This is a genomic window from Micromonospora sp. CNZ280, assembly GCF_011759515.1.
Genome location: NZ_JAAOYP010000001.1, coordinates 1764937 through 1788797, shown reverse-complemented (window position 1 = coordinate 1788797; position 23861 = coordinate 1764937). Strand labels below are relative to the sequence as shown.

General features: G+C 73.3%; 21 protein-coding genes and 1 tRNA gene. 10 read left to right on the top strand and 12 right to left on the bottom strand.

Annotated features, from left to right (window positions below):
• Positions 1-33: 33 nt before the first annotated feature.
• Positions 34-1113 (top strand): cell envelope lipid trafficking protein PgfA, encoded by a 1080-nt coding sequence (gene pgfA / locus FHX32_RS08485; RefSeq protein WP_167180198.1) that lies wholly within the window; start codon positions 34-36, stop codon positions 1111-1113.
• Positions 1114-1187: 74 nt separating this feature from the next.
• On the opposite strand, the gene FHX32_RS08480 is transcribed toward pgfA, so the two are convergent.
• Positions 1188-1931 (bottom strand): methyltransferase domain-containing protein, encoded by a 744-nt coding sequence (locus tag FHX32_RS08480; protein ID WP_208418007.1) that lies wholly within the window; start codon positions 1929-1931, stop codon positions 1188-1190.
• A gap of 401 nt (positions 1932-2332) precedes the next feature.
• Here FHX32_RS08480 and FHX32_RS08475 point away from each other — a divergent pair, with 401 nt between their 5' ends.
• Together FHX32_RS08475 and FHX32_RS08470 are read left to right on the top strand one after the other, a co-directional pair.
• The gene (locus tag FHX32_RS08475) at positions 2333-2944 is read left to right on the top strand and encodes a DUF6230 family protein (protein WP_167180196.1); all 612 of its coding nucleotides are present in this window, start codon (positions 2333-2335) and stop codon (positions 2942-2944) included.
• A gap of 80 nt (positions 2945-3024) precedes the next feature.
• Positions 3025-4548, top strand: a complete 1524-nt coding sequence (locus FHX32_RS08470; protein WP_167180195.1) for a sulfite exporter TauE/SafE family protein — start codon at positions 3025-3027, stop codon at positions 4546-4548.
• Between the two features lie 61 nt (positions 4549-4609).
• Here the strand turns inward: FHX32_RS08470 and FHX32_RS08465 are convergent, their stop codons facing one another.
• Positions 4610-6280, bottom strand: coding sequence for a DUF885 domain-containing protein (locus FHX32_RS08465; RefSeq protein WP_167180194.1), 1671 nt, complete (start codon positions 6278-6280; stop codon positions 4610-4612).
• A 157-nt stretch (positions 6281-6437) separates the two neighbouring features.
• Between FHX32_RS08465 and FHX32_RS08460 the strand changes: the two genes are divergently transcribed.
• The gene (locus tag FHX32_RS08460; RefSeq protein WP_486480965.1) at positions 6438-7421 is read left to right on the top strand and encodes a DMT family transporter; all 984 of its coding nucleotides are present in this window, start codon (positions 6438-6440) and stop codon (positions 7419-7421) included.
• Positions 7422-7454: 33 nt separating this feature from the next.
• Here the strand turns inward: FHX32_RS08460 and FHX32_RS08455 are convergent, their stop codons facing one another.
• The 3 genes from FHX32_RS08455 to FHX32_RS08445 all read right to left on the bottom strand — a co-directional run bounded on the left by FHX32_RS08455 (position 7455) and on the right by FHX32_RS08445 (position 12426).
• Positions 7455-8531 (bottom strand): PHP domain-containing protein, encoded by a 1077-nt coding sequence (locus tag FHX32_RS08455; RefSeq protein WP_167180193.1) that lies wholly within the window; start codon positions 8529-8531, stop codon positions 7455-7457.
• 60 nt (positions 8532-8591) lie between these two features.
• Positions 8592-11504, bottom strand: coding sequence for a glycosyl hydrolase (locus FHX32_RS08450; protein WP_486480964.1), 2913 nt, complete (start codon positions 11502-11504; stop codon positions 8592-8594).
• Between the two features lie 175 nt (positions 11505-11679).
• Positions 11680-12426 (bottom strand): M23 family metallopeptidase, encoded by a 747-nt coding sequence (locus tag FHX32_RS08445; RefSeq protein ID WP_167180191.1) that lies wholly within the window; start codon positions 12424-12426, stop codon positions 11680-11682.
• Between the two features lie 58 nt (positions 12427-12484).
• On the opposite strand from FHX32_RS08445, the gene FHX32_RS08440 reads away from it, so the two are divergent.
• The 4 genes from FHX32_RS08440 to FHX32_RS08425 all read left to right on the top strand — a co-directional run bounded on the left by FHX32_RS08440 (position 12485) and on the right by FHX32_RS08425 (position 14449).
• Positions 12485-12874, top strand: coding sequence for a hypothetical protein (locus FHX32_RS08440; protein ID WP_486480963.1), 390 nt, complete (start codon positions 12485-12487; stop codon positions 12872-12874).
• 89 nt (positions 12875-12963) lie between these two features.
• Positions 12964-13131 carry a hypothetical protein gene (locus FHX32_RS08435; RefSeq protein ID WP_167180190.1) on the top strand — a complete coding sequence of 56 codons (168 nt, stop codon included), beginning with the start codon at positions 12964-12966 and terminating at the stop codon, positions 13129-13131.
• A 129-nt stretch (positions 13132-13260) separates the two neighbouring features.
• Positions 13261-13785, top strand: coding sequence for a tRNA adenosine deaminase-associated protein (locus tag FHX32_RS08430; RefSeq protein ID WP_167180189.1), 525 nt, complete (start codon positions 13261-13263; stop codon positions 13783-13785).
• Between the two features lie 208 nt (positions 13786-13993).
• Positions 13994-14449 carry a nucleoside deaminase gene (locus tag FHX32_RS08425; RefSeq protein ID WP_208418495.1) on the top strand — a complete coding sequence of 152 codons (456 nt, stop codon included), beginning with the start codon at positions 13994-13996 and terminating at the stop codon, positions 14447-14449.
• 133 nt (positions 14450-14582) lie between these two features.
• Here FHX32_RS08425 and FHX32_RS08420 read toward each other — a convergent pair whose 3' ends face one another.
• The 3 genes from FHX32_RS08420 to deoD form a co-directional block, all read right to left on the bottom strand.
• Positions 14583-15050 carry an acyl-CoA thioesterase gene (locus FHX32_RS08420; RefSeq protein ID WP_167180188.1) on the bottom strand — a complete coding sequence of 156 codons (468 nt, stop codon included), beginning with the start codon at positions 15048-15050 and terminating at the stop codon, positions 14583-14585.
• Entirely contained in the window at positions 15047-15685 is a 639-nt protein-coding gene (locus FHX32_RS08415; protein WP_167180187.1) for a TetR/AcrR family transcriptional regulator, read from the bottom strand. The genes FHX32_RS08420 and FHX32_RS08415 overlap by 4 nt, the downstream gene beginning before the upstream one ends.
• A 130-nt stretch (positions 15686-15815) precedes the next feature.
• Positions 15816-16523 (bottom strand): purine-nucleoside phosphorylase, encoded by a 708-nt coding sequence (deoD, locus tag FHX32_RS08410; protein ID WP_167180186.1) that lies wholly within the window; start codon positions 16521-16523, stop codon positions 15816-15818.
• Between the two features lie 75 nt (positions 16524-16598).
• Between deoD and FHX32_RS08405 the strand changes: the two genes are divergently transcribed.
• A tRNA-Ser gene (locus tag FHX32_RS08405) sits at positions 16599-16685 on the top strand.
• A gap of 65 nt (positions 16686-16750) precedes the next feature.
• Here FHX32_RS08405 and FHX32_RS08400 read toward each other — a convergent pair.
• Both FHX32_RS08400 and FHX32_RS08395 read right to left on the bottom strand, forming a co-directional pair.
• Positions 16751-17482: a hypothetical protein gene (locus tag FHX32_RS08400; RefSeq protein WP_167180185.1), complete on the bottom strand. Its 732-nt coding sequence runs from the start codon at positions 17480-17482 to the stop codon at positions 16751-16753.
• On the bottom strand, positions 17479-17982 hold the full coding sequence (locus FHX32_RS08395) for a SigE family RNA polymerase sigma factor (RefSeq protein WP_167180184.1): 504 nt from the start codon (positions 17980-17982) through the stop codon (positions 17479-17481). Before FHX32_RS08395 ends, FHX32_RS08400 begins: the two co-directional genes overlap by 4 nt.
• A 155-nt stretch (positions 17983-18137) precedes the next feature.
• On the opposite strand from FHX32_RS08395, the gene FHX32_RS08390 reads away from it, so the two are divergent.
• Positions 18138-18947 (top strand): DUF3152 domain-containing protein, encoded by an 810-nt coding sequence (locus FHX32_RS08390; RefSeq protein WP_167180183.1) that lies wholly within the window; start codon positions 18138-18140, stop codon positions 18945-18947.
• A gap of 36 nt (positions 18948-18983) precedes the next feature.
• Here the strand turns inward: FHX32_RS08390 and FHX32_RS08385 are convergent, their stop codons facing one another.
• Both FHX32_RS08385 and FHX32_RS08380 read right to left on the bottom strand, forming a co-directional pair.
• On the bottom strand, positions 18984-21461 hold the full coding sequence (locus tag FHX32_RS08385) for a hypothetical protein (protein WP_167178316.1): 2478 nt from the start codon (positions 21459-21461) through the stop codon (positions 18984-18986).
• A 181-nt stretch (positions 21462-21642) separates the two neighbouring features.
• Entirely contained in the window at positions 21643-23778 is a 2136-nt protein-coding gene (locus FHX32_RS08380; RefSeq protein ID WP_167180182.1) for an NACHT domain-containing protein, read from the bottom strand.
• Between the last annotated feature and the right edge of the window lie 83 nt (positions 23779-23861).

The window sequence follows — 23861 nt, the reverse complement described above, 5'->3', positions numbered from 1 at the left end:
GCGCCCTTTCGCCCTGTCATCGAAGGAGGATCAGTGAAGAGGATTGTCGGCGCCACGCTGTTCGGCCTTGGCGTGCTGATGGTCGTTGCCGCGGTGGGGCTGCCACTGTATGTCGCGCCCGCCGTCAGTCAACTGCCGTACGACCTGGAAAGGTCGAAGTCGGTGGCCGAATCGGCCAACTCCGAGTTCCTCCAGATCAAGGCCGGTGTCGCCAACATCGAGCGAGGTGCCCTGAGGACGACTGTGGAGGTGGTGCCGCAGCCCAAGGTCACCGAGGAGAAGATGACGGGCGACCTCGAGGGCAAGGCGGTCGTCTGGGACGTCTACCAGACGGTCCGGCGCGTCGACAACAACGAGGCGATCAACGCCTACAGCACCCAACTCGCCACTGACCGCCGTAGCGGTGCCGCCGCCAAGTGGAACGACGCCTGGTTGGACGACGGGACCGGTCAGCCGGCGAACTACGAGGGCCAGGTCTACAAGTTCCCGTTCGGTACCGAGAAGAAGGACTACCCGGTCTTCGACCGCGACCTGCGCCGCGCGGTACCCGCGCAGTTCAAAGAGGTGACCGAGGTGCAGGGCGTCGAGGTCTACCGCTTCGAGCAGACGATTCCCGAGGAGCAGCTGCCGCTGGCGGAGGCGAACCTCAAGGTGCTGCTGGCGCGGTTCGCTCCCGAGGCCACCACCGCCAGGCTGATGTACAGCAACACCCGTACCTTCTGGGTGGAGCCGGTCACCGGTTCCTACGTGGACGTGCGCGACCAGCCTCGCAAGGAACTCGTGCCGGACGTGGGCCCGCGGACGGTGCTGCTGAACGCCGACTTCCGCTACAACGAGGCGACCGTGAAGGCCAGCGCCGAACGCGCCGCGGACAACGCCAGCTCCATCGGGCTCCTGCGGCTGTGGGCGCCGATCGGTCTCGGCGTGCTCGGTCTGCTCGCGATCGTCGTGGGCGGGTGGCTCGCACTGCGCGGCCCCCGTACGCCCGCGGCGGTCGAGCCGGGCGGGGAGGAGAAGTTCGGTAGCCACCGCGCGGACCAGGCGGAAGACGACGCGACCGGGCCGTCGGTGCCGGATCAGCGGTCGTCCACCGAGCGGCCGGCGGCACTCTGACGATCGGACCGGGCACGCATCGCCCGGAGGCGGGAAACTCGGTGGGACCGGTTCGCCGGTCCCACCGAGTGTTTTCAGCGCCTGACCGCCAGCACGACGAGGATCGAGGCGAGGGACGGGCGCCGGCACATGGCGGCGTCCAGCCAGGCCATCGCCGACGGAACCCCGTGAAACCCGGCCCCACGCAGGCTGACCGGCTCGAATCCCTCCCGGCGCAGCAGGTCGAGCAGCGCGGTGCGGTTGAACAGGCGCAGATGCCCGACCGGCATGGTGTCGGTCTTGAGTCGACGCAGCGCTCCGGCGCCGACCTCGGTTGACCGGGTGGAGGTCTCGTAGAAGATCGGCTGGACACCGGCCAGGAAGAGCGCCCGGTTGTACCAGGCCTGCAGATTCGGTGTGGTGAGCACGAGGTGACCGCCCGGGCGGAGCACGCGCCTGCACTCCTCCAGCAGCCGATCCGGGTCGTACAGGTGCTCGATGACCTCACCCGCGTGCACCAGGTCGACCGAGGTGTCCGGTAGCGGTATGCCCTCGCCGAGGTCGCAGCGGTGGAACTCGAAGGGCAGTTCGGCCGCCCGGGCGAGCTGGTGCTCGGAGTAGTCGACGCCGATCCAACGGACGTCCCGCCCGGTCACGGTGGACGCCAGGTGGGCCAGGAAACTGCCGTCGCCGCACCCGACGTCGAGCACCGTCGCCGGCTGCTCCGGGCGGCCGGCGAGCGCGTCGGCGATCAGGCTGGTGGCGACGTGTTGACGCTGCCGCAACGGGGGCGACTGGCTGCCCCAGCCCTGCGGGCCGTAGTAATCGATCAGCGGCACGCCGCAGAGCATAGACCCGTGGCCTGGCCGGACGGGAGGTCGGACGGCCGTCGGACTGACTCCGTCGCACGGTGGGCGCGAGCGCCGCTTTACATCCGTTATCTTATTGTAATCGGTCTATCGGCTGCCACGACGGGTAGTCGGCGCCGAGGGCTTATGTCGGCTTTGCTGCCGTAATCGAAGATCCTCGGACGGTCGTCCCCTGCGCTCCGTAATCAGAGTGCCGCGATCCGTCGCCCCCGTGTTACTGGCAGGTAGCTAGGGCCTTGTGACCTACGCCTCCGTAGGTGCACCATCATCGGCACGCTCGTTACCCGCCGGTAGCAGAAGCCTGGGGCCCGGTGCGGGGCCCGCACCTCCGCCGACCGGCCGCCGCCGCCACACCCCCTGAGGAGGAGCACGTGCAGGATCGGATCGAGAACCGGGGTCGTACCCGGTGGCGGCGCTTCGCCGCCCTGATGGTGCCCGCGACGGCCGTCGCCGGCGCGATCGTCTTCGGCATGGCCAACGGCGCGATCGCCGCCTCGTTCGCCGTCTCCGGCCAGACGTTCAAGGTCTCCGCCTCGGAACTGCGCGGCGAGGGCTTCGTCCAGTACGGCGGCATCGCCGAGGAGTCGGACGGCACGAAGCACCCGGTGGCCGTCTCCGGCATCCGCAACGCCAAGCTCTACGACCTCTGCCAGTCGGTGAAGGTGCCGGGCGCGCCGGTGGTGCTCACCATCAACGCCGGTGGCGGCGGCAAGCCCGCGGTGGCCAGCGGGCTGCTCATCGACATGGACTCGCTGCAGGGCGACGCCGAGTTCAAGAACATCAACATCGGGCAGGACGCCGCCACCCTCACCGGAGGTCCGGAGGGCGCCAAGGGCGACAAGAAGGCCTTCGGGCAGCAGTCCGACACCGTCGTCATCAAGGACCTGAAGCAGGTGGCCCGCTCCACCCACGCGGGCACCTTCACCCTGACCGGGCTCGACCTGCGGGTGAACGTGGGCGCGAACGCCAAGGAATGTTTCTGAGCTGACCCGGGCCCGCGGAGGGCGTCCTCCGCGGGCCCGTTCCCTGCCCCCGTCCCCCTCAGCCCCGGCAGGAGGCGTACGTGACAACCGCCGACCCGCAGCACGCCCGGCACGGCCGGATCAGCGCGGCGTGGCGCCGGTTCCGCCGTTGGCGGCGGACCCGACCGTTCTGGGGCGGCCTGCTGACCGTGCTGGCCGGCCTGGAGATCTTCGGCACCACCCAGATGTCGCTGGGCGGTCTCTCCTTCCAGATGGGACCGACCGGATTCCTCTCCTGGTTGATCCCCACCATCCTGGTCGCCTGCGGCGCGCTGATGTGGTTCACCCCGCAGCAGCGGATCTTCTACGCCGTGGTCGCCGCGGTGACCGCGGTCTTCTCGCTGATCGGGGTCAACCTCGGCGGCTTCTTCGTCGGCCTGCTGCTCGGCATGGTCGGCGCCGGCCTCGGCTTCGCCTGGGTCCCGGGCACCGGCCCGGCCGGCGACCCGCCGCCCGTACCCGCGACGGAGGAGCCGGCCGCGGACCAGCCGGCCGCGCCCGCCGCGCCCGCCGCCGAGCCGCCCGTTCCGGCGGAGGGCGGTGCGTCCGGGTCGACCCGCGTCGACGAACTGGTGCCGGGTGACGCCGGCCCGCGGCCGGCGGCGTACGACGAGACCGCCCGGACGGTCCGGCTGGCCGACGACCCGCCGACGCTGCCGGGTCAGCGGGATCCCCGCATGTACGCCGTGTTGCCGGTGCTGCTCGGGCTCTCCGCCGCGGCGGCGCTCGTCGTGCCCGCCCCCGGGCCGGCCCAGGCCGCCCCCGCGCCACTCGCGGTGGCGAGCGCGGCCCCGGCGCAGGCGCCCGCCTGCCCGACCCGGCCGGCGCCGAGCGGATCGCCGGGCGGGGCGGAGCCGACCCCCAGCGCAACCGGCGCGTCGCCGTCGCCCAGCCCGGAGAAGAGCTCCGGCGGCAACATCATCACCGACATCCTGGACGGGCTCGGGGACCTGTTCGGCGGCGGGGACGACGACGAGGAGGAGCCCGCGCCGAGCCCGACGCCGACCGTGACGCCCACCGCCCGGCCGAGCGCCAGCCCCCGGCCCACCGCGCCCGGCCCGAGCTGCGCGTCGCCGAAGCCCGGCGCCACCGGCACGGTCGAGCCGGGCAAGCCGTTGCCGAGGATCGCCGCCGAGCCGGGCCAGCCGGTGGTGGCGACCAAGCCGTCGAAGCTGACCGGCTCCAAGGTGACCATGACCGGCCTGCGGTTCGACGGCATCGTCGACCTGCCCACCGACGACGGCACCCTCCGGGCGCTGAAGTTCAGCATGAAGCAGGCCGTCACCGACGACTTCCTGCTGCGTTCACCCGGCCAAGCCGGGCGGACCCTGCGGTTCGCCACCAACCAGCTGACCGTCCGCGGCGACGTCGCCTTCTACGCCACCCGCTTCGCCGGGAAGATCCTCGGCATCAAGGTGACGCTCACCCCGGACCTGCCGCTGCCCGACGGCCTCCCGATCACCTCGCCGATCCCGCTCACGTTCACCGAACCGGTGATGGACCTGGCCTTCGTCACCTGCGACACGTTGACCGCGCGGCCGACGTTGAAGCTCACCCTGGACTGAATTCCCCCACCACCGGCTCGGGAGCCGGCGGCACCCGTTCGTGTGCCGCCGGCTCCCGACCTCACAGCCGGGCGAGCGCCTTGCGCAGCGGGTCGAGGCCGAGCGAACCCAGGTCGAGCGCCTGCCGGTGGAACTCCTTGAGGTCGAAGTCGGCGCCCTTGCGGGCCTTCGCGTCCTCCCGGGCCTGCAACCAGATCCGCTCGCCCACCTTGTACGAGGGGGCCTGCCCCGGCCAGCCCAGGTACCGGTTCAGCTCGAAGCGCAGGTTCTCGTCCGGCACCCGGCAGTGCGCCCGCATGAACTCCCAGCCCAGCTCCGGCGTCCAGCGCTCGCCGGGGTGGAAGCCGAACGGGTTGTCCCGGGGGATCTCCAGCTCCAGGTGCATGCCGATGTCGACGATCACCCGGGCCGCCCGCATCGCCTGCCCGTCGAGCATGCCGAGCTTGTCGCCCGGATCCTCCAGGTAGCCCAGCTCGTCCATCAGCCGCTCCGAGTAGAGCGCCCAGCCCTCGCCGTGCCCGGAGACCCAGCAGAGCAGCCGCTGCCAGCGGTTGAGCAGGTCGGCCCGGACGGCGGTCTGGGCGACCTGGAGGTGGTGACCCGGCACGCCCTCGTGGTAGACGGTGGTCACCTCGCGCCAGGTGGAGAAGTCGGTGATGCCCTGCGGCACCGCCCACCACATCCGGCCGGGCCGGGAGAAGTCCTCGCTCGGCCCGGTGTAGTAGATGGCGCCGTCGCTGGTCGGGGCGAGGCAGCACTCGATCCGGCGGACCTGCTCCGGGATGTCGAAGTGGGTGCCGTGCAGCTCGCTGATCGCCTTGTCGGCGAGCGCCTGCATCCAGTCCCGGAACGCCTCCTTGCCCTGGATGGTGCGGGCCGGGTCGGCGTCCAGCGCCCGTACGGCGTCGTCGATGCTCGCGCCGGGGCCGACGATCCGGGCCGCGACGTCGCGCATCTCGGCCTCCAGCCGGGCCAGCTCGGCGAAGCCCCAGGCGTACGTCTCGTCCAGGTCGACCTTGGCGCCGAGGAAGTACTGCGAGGCCAGCTCGTAGCGTTCCCGCCCGGCGGCCTGCTTCTCCCGCCCGTGCGGGGCCAGCTCGGTGCGGAGGAACTGGCCGAACTCGGCGGTCGCCGCGGTGGCCGCCGCCGCGCCCCGGCGCAGCTCGGCGGCCACGCTGCCGTCGGCGCCCAGCCGCTCGACCAGGCCGTGGAAGAAGTTGTCGCCGTCCGGGTCGACCCAGGTGTCGCACTGCTTGGCCACCTCGATCAGCTGCACCGTGGAGCTGATCCGCCCGGCCGCGGCCGCCTCGCGCAGCGTGGTCTTGTAGCCCTCCAGCGCGGCGGCGAGGCCGTTCAGCCGCGCCGCGACGTTGGCCTTGGCGTCCTCGCCCTCGGTCGGCATCAGGTCGAAGACCATCCGCACGTCGTGCAGCCCGCTGGCGATCACGTTGACCTCGCTGGTCGACTCGCCCGCCTCGTACCGGGCGAGGTCGAGGCCGAGCCGCTCCTGCATGGCCTCCTTGGCGGTCCGCTCCGCCTCGGTGTCCGGCTCGGTGACGTCCAGCTCGGCCAGGGTCCGTCGGGTCAGCTCTGCCCGGGCGGCGTAGCCCTCGGGCGACAGGTCGTCGAGCTTGTCGTCGTAGCCGGCGATGCCGACGTAGGTGGCACCGGTCGGGCTCAGCGGCGCCCAGTCCGCCACGTACCGGTTGGCGAGGTCATCGATTCGTCCCACGGCCCCGACCCTACGTGACCGGACGGCCTCGCGGTCGAGCGTGTCACCCGTGTCCCCGGCGGCCGCCACCCGGGCCGTCGGCGGGCGACCTGTGGTGCTGGCCACCAGGTCCGAAAGTCGCGGGACTTTGTCGTACCCCTACGGCAGAGTGTCAGGAGTGACCACGGACTTCACTCCTGACAGGGCGGCGCTCCGCAGCTGGCTGCCCGGTTTCGTCGCCCTCGCCGCGATCTGGGGGTCCAGCTTCCTGTTCATCAAGGTCGGTGTCGAGGAGCTGCATCCGCTGCACCTCACCCTCTACCGGGTCGCCGCCGGCGCGGCGACCCTGCTGGTGGTGCTGGCGGTGCTGCGCGACCGGCTGCCCCGCGAGCCCCGGGTGTGGGCGCACCTGGCCGTGGTCGCCGCGTTCGGCGTGGCCATCCCGTTCACCCTGTTCGGCTACGGCGAGCAGCGGGTCGAGTCGATGCTGGCGGGCATCTGGAACGCCACCACGCCGCTGATCGTGCTGCCGCTGGCGGTGCTGGTCTTCCGCACCGAGCGGCTCACCGTACGCCGGGCGGTCGGGCTCGCGCTCGGCTTCGTCGGGGTGCTCGTGGTGCTCGGCGTCTGGCAGGGCGTCGGCGGGGCGCACTTCGTCGGGCAGCTGATGTGCTTCGGCGCGGCGGCCTGCTACGGCGTGGCCATCCCGTACCAGAAGAAGTTCGTGGCCGGCAGCTCGCACTCCGGCGTGTCGCTCTCGGCGGCCCAACTGCTGCTCGCGGTGGCCCAGCTCGCGGTGGTCGCGCCGCTGGCGGCCGGCGCGCCGCCGGTCCCGACCGACCTCTCGGTCGAGGTGGTGGCGAGCGTGCTGGCGCTCGGCGCGCTCGGCACCGGCATCGCCTTCGTGATCAACATGCGCAACATCCGGGTCGCCGGGGCGAGCACCGCCTCGACGGTCACCTATCTGATCCCGATCTTCGCGGTGCTGATCGGCGCCCTGGTGCTCGGCGAGCGGCTCACCTGGCACCAGCCGGCCGGTGCGCTGGTGGTGCTCCTCGGCGTCGCCGTGTCACAGGGCCTGGTCGGGCGGCGTCGCCCCGCCGTGCCGGTCGGGGTCGGCGCCCCGGCGGTGCCGGCCGCCGAGGTGGCCGCCCCTCGCTGAGCCGGGCGGCAGCACTCGGGCCGGGTCGGCCGGTCAGCGGGCCGGGCGGTCCACGGCCCAGGCCACCAGTTCCTCCGCCGACCAGGTGTTCACCACCCGGTCGGCGGGCACCCCGCAGCGGGCCGCCCGCTCGCAGCCGAACCGCTGCCAGTCCAGCTGACCCGGGGCGTGCGCGTCGGTGTTGATGGCGAACACGCACCCTGCCTCCAGGGCCCGGCGGATCAGCCGCTTCGGCGGGTCCTGCCGCTCCGGGCGGGAGTTGATCTCGACCGCGACCCCGTGCTCGGCGCAGGCCGCGAAGACCGCGTCGGCGTCGAAGTCGCTCTCCTTCCGGGTCCGGGCCCGGTGCCCGCGGTCGCCCGGCCCGGTCACCCCGGCCGGCCGGGAGGACACCATCCGCCCGGTGCAGTGGCCGAGGATGTCCAGGTGCGGGTTGGCGATGGCGGCCAGCATCCGCCGGGTCATCTTCGACCGTTCGTCGTTCAGGCCGCTGTGCACCGAGCCGACCACCACGTCGAGCCGGGCCAGCAGCTCCTCGTCCTGGTCGAGCGAGCCGTCGGCGAGGATGTCCACCTCGATGCCGGTGAGGATCCGGAATCCCTCCGGCAGCGCGGCGTTGACCTGCTCGACGTGGTCGAGCTGGCGGCGCAGCCGGTCGGCGGTCAGCCCCCGGGCGACCTTCAGCCGGGGCGAGTGGTCGGTCAGCACCAGGTACTCGTGGCCCAGCTCGACGGCCGCCAGCGCCATCTCCTCGATCGGCGAGCCGCCGTCGGACCAGTCGGAGTGGGTGTGGCAGTCGCCGCGCAGCGCGGTGCGCAGGTCGGTCGCCGCCGCGTCCAGGTCACTGCCCTCGGTGGCGACCAGCCGGCGCAGGTAGACCGGCTCCTCGCCGGCGATCGACTCGGCCACGCAGCGGGCGGTCACGTCGCCGACGCCGGCCAGCTCGGTGAGCTTGCCCGTCCGGGCCCGCTGCGCCACCTCCGCCGGGGGAAGGGCGGCGAGCGCCTTGGCCGCCGAGCGGAAGGCGCGTACCCGGTAGGTGGCCTCGTTCGCCCGTTCCAGCAGGAACGCGATCCGGCGCAGGTCGGCGATGGGGTCCCGGGCGCTCATTCTGTGCAACCTACCCGCGCGCCGCCGGTCGCGGGACGACCGGCGGCGCGGCGGGCGGGATCAGGAGTACGGCAGCCGGACGACGGACCGGTCGCCGATGCCGAGGGTGCTCGGGTTGGTGCCGATCGCCGACCAGACCTCGACCCGTACCCGGCCGTCGACCAGGTTGCCGAGGGTGCCGGTGGCCGAGTGCAGGCCGGCCTGCTGGGTGTAGCGCTCATAGCCGGGGATCGGGTCGGTGGCGAAGTAGCGGTACGTCTCCACCCGTTCCCAGCCGCCGTCGCCGGTCAGGTCGTAGGAGACCCGCAGCTGCACCCCGTTGCCGACCGCCGTGCCGGCGTCGAGGAACAGGTCGAAGGCGGTCTGCCCACCGGCGTAGGTCAGGTCGAGGCCGGTGGCGGTGAACACCTGCGGGTTGTTCGGCGTGCCGTCGTGGTTGGTGCCGTTGGCGCTGGCCACCGTGGCGGTCGCCGGGTCGCCGGCCGCCGCCAGGCCGCCGCCGGGGAGCAGGTACCGCACCGGCGAGTCCGGCGTGCCGGGCGGGGGAGTCGTCGGCGGCGGGGTGGTCGGCGGGGGCGTGGTCGGCGGAGGCGTGGTCGGTGGCGGCGTCGTCGGCGGTACGCCCCCGCCGGCGCTGCCGCCGCTCCAGGTGTACGCGCCGGTGGTCGCCGTCCGGCCGGCCGGCACCACCAGCGTGGTGCCGGTGGAGAACGTCACGGTCAGCGGCGACGGGCTCGGGTTGGCCGCCACGTACGTCCGCGCGCCGTTGCGGGTGAAGACCGCGGCCAGCGGGTGGTCCGCCCGGACCGAGGTGTCCACGGTGCCGAGCGCGGCCAGGTTGCGGATCCAGTGGAAGGTGTGCGCCCGGCTCTCCCCCTCCTCCGGGGGGTAACCCGGGTTGGCCCGTAGGTTGGCCAGCGCGGCGTCGCCGTCGCCGAGCGCCTGGAACTGCCAGAGGATGTCCTGCCAGACGGTCGGCGGGCCGTTGTTGTTGCGCACCAGTTCGGCGTAGTTGGCGCGGACGTAGGCCGGGTGGTGGCCGAGGTAGAGGTGCCCGCCGGTGACCGGCAGCAGGTTGATGCCTTGGATCATCTCCGGTTCGGCGCTGAACCAGGTGGCGTACGCGCCGCCGTCGCCCCAGACCATGCCGACCGTGCCGTGGCCGAACGCGGCCGGGAAGTTCTGGTCGCTGACGTCGAACCAGTATTCCTGGATCGCCGCGGCCTGGGTGGTCCAGAGGAAGACGCCGGCGTCCCGCACCGCGGTGTCGCCGGTGACCTGACCCCACTGGATCAGCGCGTTGGCGAAGTTCATCCCCTCGGACGAGGACTCCTGGTTGTTGCCCGCGCCGAACGAGCCGTGCCCGGAGGCCCAGTCGTGGCCGGCGTAGATGTCGAAGTCCCGCAGGTAGGGGAAGCGGGTGTCGGCCCGGTCGTAGTTGTCGGCGTCCCGGATGAGCAGGTCGACCATGCCGCCGTACTGGTCGTCGGTGGCCCAGCCGGGGTCGAACTTGGCCAGCGTGGCGGCCGCCGCGATGAAGTAGCCGTAGTGGAAGTGGTGGTCGTTGAGCTCCTGGTCGGAGCCGTACGAGGCGGGGTAGCCGATCAGCGTGCCCCAGTTCTGGTCGTAGTAGAAGACCCGTGCCGTCTTGCCGGCCGGCGCGGTGAACCAGTCGGTGAGCGTGCTCCGGATGGCGTTCAGCGCGGCGTCCCGGGTGGCGGTGTCGCCGACCAGGTCGGCCACCTCGGCGATCCGGGCGGCCCGGCCCAGCCCTTTGCCGGTCCAGTAGGTGTCGCCGCCGCGCTGGTCCATCGGGTTGCCCCGGACGGCGGCCAGGTGGCCGCGCAGCGTCTCCAGGTCGGCGCCGCTGCCGTCGCCGACGGCCGGCAGTTCCGGCAGCACGCCGTGGAAGGTCATCGCGGTGCGGAACTCGCCGACGCCGGTGAGCACCTTCATCCGGCCCCGGGCGGACGGGTAGCTCTGGGCGATCGGGGTGGACCCGGTCAGCGACTTCCACTGGTGCGGGTAGAGGCTGACCACGGTCCGGGTGGCGGTGCCCTCCCGGGGCGTGGTGCTGAACGCGTACGTGGTGGTGACCGTGCTCGTCGCGGGGGTGTAGGCGTACGACAGGCGGGTGCCGGTGACGTGGGCGTGCGCGTACGTGCCGAAGGTGGCGGCCAGCCCGGCCCGCTCCGCCGCGCCGGTCTGCGGCGTGGTGGGCAGCAGGGCGATCGAGAAGTAGCCGCGCCCGGCGAGATTCGACGAGATGCGGCCGCCGCTGACCGTCCAGCTCGCACCGGTCGGGGCGTAGCCGACGTAGTCGTGGCCGTTGACGGTGAAGCCGACGGTGGTGCCGCTGTTGGACCAGACCGTCGGGGTGCCGGTCGTGCTGATCACCGCGTCGCCGCCGGTGGCCTGGAAGTACGCGAACGGCAGGCCGTGCCCGATGGTGGCCCGCAGGCTCCGGGCGCCGTCGCTCCAGTACGGGGTGACCGTCCAGTCGGACCAGTCGGCGACCCGGACCAGGGGCGCGGCGAGCCCGGCCACCCCGACCCGGATGTCCTGCACGTAGGGGTAGTGGAACTCGCCCACGCCGGTGGCCGTGCCGCTGATGGCGGGGGTCGAGTTGGCCGAGAAGCCGAGCCCGTCGGTGAACGTGTCGTACGACAGCGGGTGGGCGTGCAGCGGCTCGCTGAACGCGCAGTCGGTGCGCTTGAACAGCAGCGACGACCACCAGTCGTTGGTGGGGACGGCCCCGGCGGGCGCGTCGGCGGTGACGAACTGCCGGGGGTTGGTGGCGAGCTGGCCGCAGCCGGCGGGGAGCGGGCCGACCGGGGTGGTGGTGTAGCTGCCGGCGCCGACGGTGGCGGCCTCGGCGGGGGTGGTGGTGACGACGGCCAGGCCGCCGAGGACGAGGGCCAGGGCGGTGGTGGCCGCCAGGACCCAGGGACGGTGTGGCGCAGGAGGTGTCACGGTGCCTCCCATCGCGCCGGGCGCCGGTAGCCGGGCCGCGGCGCTTGAGTCGGAATTGTGAAGTAAGTTACCTCAGAGAGCGCTCTCTTGACGCGGGACGTTAACCGACTGGCAAGACCTGCGTCAATGTTTCCGAGTGCGGGCGCGCGGATGCCGCCAATCCGCGGCGCCCGGGTCAGCGGCCGGCGGGCGCCTTCGGGCAGCCGTGCTCGCGGTGCCAGGCGGCCACCTCGGCGGCCGGTTCCCGGTTGCCGCCACGCCGCCACGAGTCGAGGTAGCGGGCCGGCCAGACCACCCCCCGGCGGATCCACCAGCCGTCCCGCCCGGCGCACGGCGGCGAGATGCCGAAGTGCAGGTGGCAGACGTTGTTCGCGTTGCCGGTGCGACCCACCTCGCCGAGCCGCTGCCCGGCGCGTACCCGCACCCCGGGGTCGATGCCGCCGGCCACCACGCTCAGGTGCGAGCCGTAGTAGCGCACCCCGTCGTCGCCGAGCAGCGACACCGACAGGCCACCGTTGTACGGCCCGAGCGGCCCCCGCTTGTCGAACCGGTCCACCCGGCTGACCTCCAGGATCGTGCCGTCGGTGACTGCCACGACCGGCTCCCCGCAGTCGGCGAAGATGTCCGTCCCCGGGTACCCGGAGTGGGTCGGGTGGTAGGCGACGTTCTTCGCGCGTACCGGAAAGACGTGCCGGAGCCCGGCCCGGGTCGGCGCGGCCGACGGGCCGGCGCTGGTCGGGGCCGGGGCGGCCGGTGTGGTCGACGGCGCCGCCGGCTGCCCGGCGGCGGCCCAGCTGGACCCGCCGCCGGGCGGGGTGCCACCGGGCACCGGACGGCCGGTCGCGCAGCCGGTGGCCAGCGCCGGCACGAGCAGCAGCAGGACCGCGTACGCCCGGCGGCGCCCGATCGTCGACGAGGACATCCGGTCATCCTGGCAGAGTGGGTACGGTGAGGACGAACCGTCGCCGGGGAGGTACGTCGTGACCACTCCACCCGCCTTCCCGCCCGGCCCGGACGCCGGGCCGCGCGCGCTGCCGCGTACCCCCTCGGGGCTCTTCCCGGCCGGGCGGCCGTCCCGGCCCACCTACCGCGAACCGCACCCGGTCACCGGCGCGGGCGTCGCCTCCGGCGGCGCGGCGGCCGCCACCTGGCTGCTGCTCTTCGGGCTGCTCGGCACGGGCGTCGGCAGCTACGCCTGGTGGACCCTGGTCGCCGGCGGGCTGGCCTGGCTGACCGCGCTGGCCCTGGTCCGGTACGGCGACCGGGGGGTGGCCACCGGCATCGCGATCGTCACCGCCGGCGGGTGGAGCATCGCCGCCGCGATCGTGGCGGTGCGCTGGGCGGCGACCGGCGACTGGCCGCTGTGGTGACCGCCCGCCCGGCTGCGCTGCGTCGTGGGTCGGCTGCGCAGCGAATCCCGGCTTGACGTGGCCGCCGTCACTGGAGGACGCTCGGCGGTATGGCCTGGACCACCCCGCGGCTCGATCCTGACCGAAGCCGCCGTCGCCTGCAGCTCCTCGCCGAACTGGCGGGTGCCCGGGCGGTACGCCAGCGCGAGCGGCCGCAGCGGGCCCGCACCGAGCAGCTCCGCCAGCTGATCGCCACCCGCCGTCGCGTCGCCGGCTGACCTGTCGACGCCGAGTTTCCCAGGATTGACCGGCCCGTCGGGGCGTTGACCGGTCGCCTGCCGACCCGACCGGCTAACGTGCACGCGTAACGAGTCGGCGTGCTGTGCCGAGGCAACTTGGGGGGACCGTTGTCGTACTTCGCTGCGGCCGTGGTGCGAGACGAGAGCGGCTGGACGGCCGAAGAGGTCAGTCTGCGCGGGGTGACCGACATCGAGGAGGTCGCCGACCGGCTGCGCGACGTGGAACCCGACGCGGACCTGTCGCTGCTCTTCGTCGAGGCGGACGACACCTACCTGGTGATCCTGCGCCTGGACGAGGGGGAGGACCTGCGGGTCTTCGGCTCCGACTCGGCGTACGCGGAGGAGTCGCGGCTGGGCGCCCTGCTGGTGGGTGACCTGAAGGCCTCGGTCACCGGGCTGGACGAGCCCGAGGAGGCGCGGCCCGCCGCCGGCGACGAGGACACCGAACAGCCCGCCGTCGACCCGGAGGCCGACCCGGTGGGCGACGCGGACCTCCTCGCCGATCTGGGCATCTCCGCGCAGAAGCTGCTCGCGCTCTGCGCGCACGAGGGCATGATGCCGGCCGACGTCACCGCCGAGGTGTGCCAGGTGCTCGGCTGCGCCGACGAGGTCGAGGAACTGCGTGAGGTCTGACCCGTCCGGGCCGTGGCCGGTGCCGGTGGGCGGCGGGGAGCCGATCCTGCCGCACGGCGGCGAGCCGGCCGACGCCACCGATCCCGCGCTGGAGACCGTACGGCCGGGGCAGCCGACGCCCGGCCGCGCCGGGCGGGTCGGGCCGGGCGCGGACGAGGGGCTGGCCGACCCGGACGGGGCCGGTCGGCGGCAGCGCCACGAGGTGTGGATGCGCCGGGCCCTGGAGGTGGCGGCCACCGGCCCCGACTCCACCGGCCCCGACCCTGCCGGTGACGGCGGCATCGACGACATCCCGGTCGGTGCGGTGCTCTACGGGCCGGACGGCACCGAACTGGCGATCGGCCGCAACGAGCGGGAGCTGACCGGCGACCCGACCGGGCACGCCGAGGTGCTGGCGCTGCGCCGGGCCGCACAGCGGCTGGGCCGGTGGCGGCTCGACGGCTGCACGCTGGTGGTCACCCTGGAACCGTGCACCATGTGCGCGGGCGCGCTGGTGCTGGCCCGGGTCGGCACGGTGGTCTTCGGGGCCTGGGAGCCGAAGACCGGAGCGGCCGGTTCGCTCTGGGACGTGCTGCGCGACCGCCGGCTCAACCACCGACCGGAGGTCTACGGCGGAGTCCTGGAGGCCGAGAGCGCCGCGCTGCTGCGCGCCTTCTTCCGCTGAGGTCCGCCGCGGCTCGCCGCCCGGGCCCGTCGGTGCTGCACGGCTTGGTCACTGAGGTCCGCCCGGCTCGCCCTCGGTCTGACGGTTCGGGTGCATCTGTTGTCGCTGGAACGACAACAGATGCACCCGAAGGTCAGGCCGGGGTGGCGGCGGGGCGGAGCAGGGTGGCGGCCACCGCCCGGGCGGTCTCGGTCCACGGGGCCGGGCGCATGGTGGCCGGGTCGAGCCGGACGATCGCCCGGCGGCCCTCGGCGTGCACGGTGTGGCCGTCGACCGAGCGGAACTGGTAGGCGTACTCGGCGCTGCTGGTGCCGAAATGCTCCAGCCAGAAGTGCACGGCCACCGGGCCGGTGCCGACGATCGGGGCGCGGTAGGTGATGGTGAACTCGCGGACCGCGTGGAACACGTCGGGCGGGGTGTCCCGGCCACCCCGGTAGGCCACCCCCCGCTCGGCCCAGTACGGGGTGAGCGCCCGTTCCAGCAGCACCGCGTACCGGGCGTTGTGCAGGATGCCCATCGCGTCGAGGTCGTCGAAGTGCACAGTGACGTGCTCGACGTGACCGAACTCGACGGTGGGCTGGTCGGCGACGGCGTGACTCATGACGGGCCTTCCGGTAGCAGGGTGGGATCGGGGCACAGGGCCCGCAGACGGGTCAGCAGGCCCTGGCGGGCGTGCCGGTAGGCGGCGTCGGGGTCGAGCAGCCGGGAGTGCATCGCGGCGCTCATCCCGAGCGCGTCGATCTCGTACGCCAGCTGCGCGACGTCGGTGTCGGCGGCCAGCTCGCCGGCGTCGACCGCCTGCTGGACGAGCTGGTCGAGAAACGCGGTCCAGCGGCCGAACGCCTCGGCGAGCCGGTCCCGGACCGGGCCCGGGCGGGCGTTGTACTCGAACTGGGTGTTGGCGAAGAAGCAGCCGCCGGGAAGCACCCGGGCGGCGTAGAAGTCGATCCGGGCCTCGTGCAGCGCCAGCAGCCGGCGTACGCCCGGCGGGGCGTGCAGCGCGGGCGCCACGATCCGCTCCTGCCACTGCTCCACCGCCCGGTCGATGGCGGCGAGTTGGAGCGCCTCCTTGGACCGCCAGTGCGCGAAGAGGCCCGACTTGCTCACCCCGAGGGTGTCGGCGAGCTGGGCGAGGCTGAGCCCGTGCAGTCCGGCCTCGGTGGCCAGCACCACTGCCGCGTCCAGCGTCGCAGTACGGGTCCGGTCGCCCCGGGCGAGCCGTCCGTCGACTGTCACGTCGGTCAGCGTACGAAAAAAGCACGATCGGTCGTATAGTTTCGGGAGGTGACGGTGGTCACCTAAGCGACGCCGCCCCGCCGTCGCGGCGACGGAGGTGCGGCGGAGGTGCGGCGGAGGTGCGGAAACGTCAGGCGACGATCGTGTCGAGCGCGATCTCCACCATCTCGCTGAAGGTCTGCTCGCGCTCGGCCGAGGTGGTCTTCTCGCCGGTTTTGATGTGGTCGCTGACCGTGAGCACGGTCAGCGCGCGGGCCTTGAACCGGGCCGCGATCGTGTAGAGCGCCGCGGACTCCATCTCCACCGCGAGCACGCCGTAGTCGGCGAGGGTGTCGTAGAGGTCCGGCCGGTCGGTGTAGAAGGCGTCCGCCGCCAGGATCGGCCCGACCCGCATGGTGATGCCGCGCCGCTCGGCCACCTCGACCGAGGTACGCAGCAGCCCGAAGTCGGCCACCGGGGCGTAGTCGATCAGCCCGTCGAACCGCATCCGGTTCATGTTCGAGTCGGTGGACGAGCCGATCGCCGCGATCACGTCGCGCAGCCGGAGGTCCTCGCTCAGCGCGCCGCACGAGCCGACCCGGATCAGCGTCTTCACGCCGTACTCGTTGACCAGCTCGTGGGCGTAGATCGAGGCGGAGGGCATGCCCATGCCGGAGCCCTGGACGGAGACCTCGACGCCGTTCCAGCGGCCGGTGAAGCCCAGCATGCCCCGGACCGTCGAGTAGCACGTGGCGTCCTCGAGGTAGGTCTCCGCGATCCACTTGGCCCGCAGCGGGTCGCCCGGCATCAGGACCCGCTCGGCGATCTCTCCCGGCTTCGCGCCGATGTGCGTACTCATGGCGAAGATCCTGCCAGGCCGCCGGCCGGGATACCGGTTCGGCGTCCGAACCTGGGGTCCTGTACCCTACTCGGCGGTGGTGTGTCCGAGTGGCCTAAGGAGCACGCCTCGAAAGCGTGTGAGGGTTCACGCCCTCCGCGGGTTCAAATCCCGCCGCCACCGCTCGTGAACAGCGAGAACGCCCGGCAGATCCGCGAGGATCAGCCGGGCGTTCCGCTTTCCGGCCGTCAGAGCCTCCGGCCGTGCGCGTCGCGGGCGATGATGCCGTCCAGGCGTACGCCGGGGGCCAGCCGCTGCGGGTCGAACCAGAAGATCACCACCCGCGGGTCCTCGCTCCACTTCGCCAACCGGGCGTCGACCTGCCGGCCGTCCACGGTGCCGATGATGCGGCTCGCCGGCCCCACGAAGTAGCCGAAGGTGGGCATCGGCGGGCGGTCCGGGCTGGAGACGTACGCGTCGTAGCCGATCTCATGGAATCCCGGCCGCCGGTCGCTGCCCTCGACGTCGTTGGCCAGGAAGTCCGAGGTCAGCGTGCCGTCGGCGGCCCGCCGGCCGGCGACCAGCCCGATCTTCACCCGGGGTTCGTGGGGCAGGTGGACGGCGACGAAGTAGAAGACCCGCTCGTCGCTGCCGTACCGGATCCCGCTGTCCACCACGCCACCGATCGGCACCGGTCGCGGCTCCACCGGGGTTGGTGTGGGCTCCGCCGAAGGACGGACGGCCGGCGCGGTGACCGCCGGCGCGGCCGACCGTTCCGGCTCCGGCGGCGCCGCCTGCCGTACGGCGAACGTGGCGCCCGCGACCACCGCCAGCAGCATCGCCGCCGCGCCGGTGCCGGCCAGCCGCCGGCGGCGACGCAGGCGTCGACCCTGGCGCATGATCGTGGTCAGGTCGAGGGCGTCGGGCCCGGTCCGTTCGGTCGCACGCATGGCCCGCCGGAGCTGGTCCGCCGCGTTCATCGGCCCACCCCGTGGGTCGCCGGCGTGTCGACGCCGGCCTTGCGCAGTTTCTCCAGCGCACGAGAACTCGTGCTCTTCACCGTCCCGACCGATACGTCGAGTTCGTGGGCCACCTGCAGCTCCGGCAGATCGAAGTAGTAGCGCAGGACGACGATGGCGCGCTCGCGCGGGCTGAGCGTGCCGAGGATGCCGAGCAGCCAGCGCCGGGTGGCCACCTCGTCGGCGACGTCGCCCCGGCGCTGCTCCGGCAGGTCCACGCTCGGGTACTCGCGGATCGGCCGGCGCCAGCTGTCGACCAGGTGGTTGACCATCACGGTCCGGGCGTAGCCGTAGGCGTCGCTGTCGCGGACCCGGGACCACGACGCGTAGGTGCGCACCAGCGCGGTCTGCGCCGCGTCCTCGGCCTGGTGGTGGTCGCCGGTGATCAGGAAGGCGGCGTGCACCAGCCGACCGGACGCCGACCGGGCGAACTCGACGAACTCCGCGTCACCCCGAGCCATGCCCGCCCCGCCCGCCGTTCGCGCATCCCACGACGGACAGGACGAGTGGGGCCGGCGAAAGGTTGAGTCCGTGCGAGATCAACTTTCCGGTCGGGCCACCCGTCCTTCCCGCTGCGCACCACCGGCGACCGGCGCTGCGCGGCGAGGGGAGACGCATGACAACGAAGAGTACGGGCCGGGCCCGCGCCGTCGGCGCGGCGCTGCTGCTCAGCGCGATGCTTGCCGGTTGCGGACTGCCGGCGGCCGGTCAGCCACCCGCCCCGCCCGCCGCGACAGGCACTGCCGCCGCCACCGCCACCACCGCCACCACCGCCGCGCCGCCGCCGGTGACCGCCCGGCCGACGGCCGCCGCCGTCAGCTACCCGGCCGACGGGGGCAACCGGTGGTACGGCGCCGCCGCCGAGACCCCGGCCCCGGCTGGGAACGGCCGGCTGTGGCGCTACCGGGTGGCGGTGGAGCGGGACATCCGGGGCATCCCGGTGGCGGAGTTCGCGGCGGAGGTGACCCGGACGCTGAACGACCCGCAGGGCTGGACCGCGGGCGGGACGCTGCGGCTACGCCGGGTCGGCTGGGGCCAGTCGGCCGACTTCACCATCTACCTGGTGACCCCCGGCACCCGCGACGAGCTGTGCGGGGACGTGCCGGACGGCTACACCTCCTGCCGCAACGGCGGCCGGGTGGTGCTCAACGTGGCCCGCTGGGTCAAGGGGGTGCCGCGCTACGGCGCCAGCCTCGCCACCTATCGGCAGTACATGGTCAACCACGAGGTCGGGCACCGGTTGGGCATGGGGCACGAGCGGTGCCCGGGGCGGGGCCGGCCGGCGCCGGTGATGCAGCAGCAGACGCTGGGCCTGCACGGCTGCACCGCCAACGCCCTGCCGTACCTCGACGGCGAGCGCTACACGGGCCCGTCCGGGGCGTACGACGACCCGATCCCGCCCCGCGAGCGCGGCCGGGCGGGCTGACCGGCGGCCCGGCTCTGGAGCCGGGCCGCCGAGCGGTCACGCGGTCGGGGCGCTGGCCTCCCGGTGGGTCAGCCCGTACGTGGCCGTGGCGCCATCGGTCTCGACCAGCACCGTCAACGGCCCGTCCGGCAGGGTGGTGCAGGTGATCGTCTGCTGGACGGCGGGCAGCATCGGGCTGCAGTACTCGACGCCCTGGCTGTCGAAGACCGTCACCTCGGCCGTTCCGGTGCCGCTGGTGCGAGCCCAGGTGAAGCTCTCTCTGGAGGCGTGCTGGTCGGCCGGAATCGAGAAGCAGGCCGTGAACCGGTCCGGTCCGGTGGCCAGCGTGGTCTGCACGTCCAGCGGGAGCACCGGGCACGCGGGCGGTCCGTCGAGCCGGGTGAAGACCATCGCGTACGTGCTGGTGGGGCTGTTGGTCGGTCCTTCGAGCAGCGCGAAGAACGGCGCCTGCCCGTTGAGCCGACAGGTGTACCCGCGTTCCGAGGAGGAGCCGCAGACCTTGGTGCCGGTGCCATCGACGATAGTGACGATCGGCCGTTCTCCGCCCAGCTCGCCCGGCCCCGACTTCGCTATCCGAGAGCCGGCCGGGCTGGGCAGACGGAGGCAGTTGACCTGCCCGACACCCTGGAAGCCACCCCGGTGCGGCGCGTCCCGCCATCCGGTGTCCGACACCGTGGCGCAGCCCGAGGGGATCGCAGGCAGGAGCGCGACGGCGTGCGTGTACGCGTTGTCGACCAGGTTGGACGGGTTGAGCACGAGGGTGTAGCGGCCGGCGGCGGGAAGCATGCACTTGCCGTCGACCCAGCCGGCGGCGATGTCGCAGACCATCTGGCCGTCCTGATCGAACACGCGGTGCGTGTGGCGATGGTTGTTCGCGTCGACGGTGTGGATCCGGTATTCGCCGGCCGCCGGGATGTCCAGGCTGCGGCAGCGGACGCCGCCCACTGCCGGCGCGGCGCCGTAGCTGATCGGCGCGACGGTGGGGCAGCCGACGGCGTCGGAGAGCCGCCGGACCTGCAGCCTGTACGTCCCGTTCTGGCCGGTCGACGGGGTGAGGAGCGAGATCACCCGGTAGGTGCCGTCCGCCGGAAGCACGCACCCGTCCTTGCCGGACGGCTGGGCGCAGACCTCGGCGCCGCTCTCGTCGACCAGCCGGGTGACTTTCCAGAAGTCGTACGTGATCACCCGGTCGCCGGCGTTGCCCTGGAAGGGCTGGCAGTTGGTCTGCACGGGCGAGGTCAGCGGCACCTGCAGGGTTGGCTGGTCCCAGGAGGTGCCGGTGGCCGGAGCGCATCCCTCGTCGCGGTGCAGCGCGGTCACCGCCACCTGGTAGTCCACCGGATTGTAGTGGTACTCGTTGCGCACCAGCAGCGTGTACCGCCCGGCCGTGGGCAGCGCGCAGTACCACGCGGAGGACTTGCTGCAGACCTGCTGGCCGGCGTCGTCGTACAAGGTCCACAACAGCTTCTGCTCGTCGATCCAACTGAAGCGGACCGTGACCGGGCCTGCGGTGGGGATGGACAGCGCGTGGCAGGTCTCCTCATCCGGAGCGACGCGGGCCTGGCCGACCGCCGCGCCGGGGTCGCCGAACGGCGCGAGTGGCAGTGCCGGGCAGCCGACCGCCTGCGAGAGTCGCGGCATCGTCAGGGTGTACGCCTTCTGCCCGCCGTACAGCTCGTGCAGGAAGAGCCGGTACGGTCCGGGGCGGCTGAGCGTGCACATGCTGCCACCGCAGAGCTGGTCGTGCTGGCCGTCCAGAAGCTGGATCCGGAGGTCGGTCCTGACCATCACCACCGAGCCGAGTGGCTGGTCGAAGGCGTAGCAGTGCGGCGCCGCGCCGGCCGGCAGCGTCTTCGTGACACCAGGCGAGGCGAAGGAGAAGAACTCCTCCGGCAGCAGTTCGCATTCCGATGGCGTCCGCCTCGATTCGACGGCGAGGGTGTAGGACCCCTGCCCCCGGCCGTTGTAGGTCGTCACGGTGAGCGTGTAGGCCCCGGCGGCGCCGAGTTGGCACTCGTTGAGGTAGGCGCCGATGTGGCAGAGGACCGCGCCGTCCCGGCCGGTGACCCGGGCGGAGAGGCTGGTGCCCGCCACCTCCCGAAGGCGGACGTAGAGGAGGTCCGAGTCGGCGGTCGTGGTGAACGTCCAGACACTCTTCTGCTCGTAGGCGATGGACGCGCAGGTCTCGACCTTGCCGAAGGTCAGCGCTCCGCCGCAGGCGAAGCGGGGGTTCCACGGGGACTGGGTGACGGTGACCGTCCGGGTCCGGGCCGGTTCTGCCGTCAGGCCGGTGGTCGTCCCGCCCGCCTGCGTGGGAGTGCCCCATGCGACCGGGGCGGGTGCGGTCGGCGCGGGCGCGGCCGGGGCGGCGGCGGTGCCGGCCGGCGATGGTTGCCGGGAGACGGCGCCGGTGGGGGCGGTCGCGGTCGAGGTGCGGGCGGTGGCCGCGGCCGGCGTGGTCCCGGTGGTGCCAGCGGCCGACGGTCCGACCAGGAACGCCGGGACGGTCAGCACAGCCGTGGCGACCAGCGCGAGCCGTGGGAAAGCCCGACGGGTTCGACTGTCCGGGCGGTGGGCAGGGTTGCGCTCACGTCAAACTCCCCCGTGAAAGGCCACGCGACCGGCGCGGGCGTGGCGATGATTCCACGGAGGATGATCTTCGGCAATCCGTCGACCAGCCGGTGGGGGCGGGCGTTCAGCCGGTCGCCCGGCCCTTCGCGACCGACTCGGTCACCGGCTCCGCCGGCTCGGCCGCCGGCCCCGCCGGCTCGGTCGTGCGGCCCGCTGGCTGGCGGGGGACCGTCTCCAGCCCAGCCGCGAAGTGGTCCAGCAGTTCCCGGTGCACGAAGATGTAGCCGTCGCCGACCTGGCGCAGGAAGAGGCACTGCACGGCGTAGTTGAGGAACGGCAGCAGCGGGTACGGCAGCACCCGGCGACGGGCGAGGCCCCGCCGCACCAGCCACTGCTCCGCGACCGGGGTGAGCGCCACCAGGGCCAGCACCACCAGCATCGCGCCGGCGCCGAGCAGCGCCCCGAACCGGACCGCGTCGCCCACGCCGGTCAGGGGGGCGGCGGCGGCTGCGGCCAGGCCGCCGGCGGTCAGCCCGAAGGGCACCAGCCGGCGCGAGACGAAGGTCAGCCGGCGGCGCAGCAGCGGGCTGGGCACCTCACGCCGGTCCGCCGCGAGTGGGGGTGGGCGGAGGAAGAGCAGCACGTGGGCGCTGTCCAGCGCGGCGAAGGCGGCGAGGGCGGCGAGGAAGAAGCCGGTGCCGTAGCCGATGCCCGCGGTCCAGGTCAGGTCGGCGGCGTCCGGCAGGGCGGAGAGCACCCCGACGGCGACGGAGAGCGCCCCGATGGTGGCCACGGTCGGCCGTTCGACCCGCACCGCGGCCACCGCGCTCATCAGCGAACCCGTCAACCAGCCGTAGCCGCCCAGGTCCTCGCGTTGCCGGCGCAGCAGGTGGGCCAGCAGCCGCAGGTTGTTGTAGTGGGCGACGTACAGGAACACCGCCAGGACCACCATGCCGGCGGCGGTGACCCGGCTGGGCGGGTCGGCCAGCCACCAACCGCAGAGGCCGAGCACCGCGCCCACGGCGACGAGGCTGACGACCTGGGCGAGCAGGGACGCCACCGCGATCCGGCCGGGTCGCGGCGACCAGGTCTCGTCGATCAGGTCGAGCACGAAGACCGTCTGTCCACGGTCCCGGAGTTCGCGGGCGAGGGTGGTCAGCCAGGCGGTGATCCGCGCGGGCGGGTAGTGCGGGTGTGGCCGGCGGTGCAGCATCGTCTCGACGTACCGGGCGAAGAGCCGTTGACGGCCGGAGCCGGCCGCGTCCGGTTTGGATGCGGGGCCGTCGGCGTACGCGAGGGCCATGATGCTGAGCAGCAGCGGCGAGTCGGCCAGGTCCCACAGGTCCGGGTCGGCGGCGAGCGCGGCCCGCAGCCCGGCCAGCCCGGTCGCCTCCACGTACCGCTCGATCTGCGCGCGGCCGAGGGGCTGGATGGTGACCGTACCGTAGACCGGCAGGCCGGTGCCGAGCCGCTCGTACTCGGCGCTGCGGCAGCAGACGGCGAGCGGGGTGAGCGGCTGGCCGGCGTGGAAGTCGGCGATCGCCCGCGCGCAGGCGTCCCGGTGCTCGTCGGTCACCTCGTCCAGGCCGTCGAGCAGCGGCAGGATCTCGCCGGCCGCCACCCAGGCCGACCCCTGCTCGGGCGGGATGCCGTACCGCTCCGTGAGCTGGTCGACCAGCCAGCGGGCGAGCGGCCGGCGGTGGGTGGCCCAGGAGGCGAGGTTGAGCACCACCGGGATCGGCACCTCCGGGTCGGCCTCGGCCCGGTCGAGCAGGTCCCGGGCGAGTTCCAGCAGGCTCGTCGTCTTGCCGGCGCCCGGAGCGCCGAGGATCACCACCGCGCGGTCGAGCCGGTCGAAGAGCGCCGCCATGGACGTCCGCGCGTCGAGGACTCCGGTGAACCCGTCGTGGTGGCTCGCCCGTACCGTCCACGGGTGCCGGCGGTCGTCGGCGGTGGCCGTGATGCCCAGCTCGATCCGGACCTCCTCGTGCAGCGAGCGGTCCAGCACGCTGGTCACCCAGTAGCGGCGTACCCGTTCCAGCAGCACCCGGCGGGCCCGCGCGGCCCCGGCCGGCGTCGCGCCGCGCGGCTCGCGCGCCGCGCGGACCTCCACCGCCACCAGGACCAGCACCAGGAGGATGAGCAGGGGCCAGGCCAGCCAGAGGTACGGCGACCAGCCCGCCGGCAACGCGCCGGTGGCGACGTTGGTGACCACCCCGACCAACGCCAGACAGACCACCGACAGGACGACCCTGCTCACCCCACGCATGCGTCGTCTCTACCGTCCGCCGGCCGGCCACACAACGTTGATCATGCGTTGGCGGCGTGAAAACGCTTCCCGCC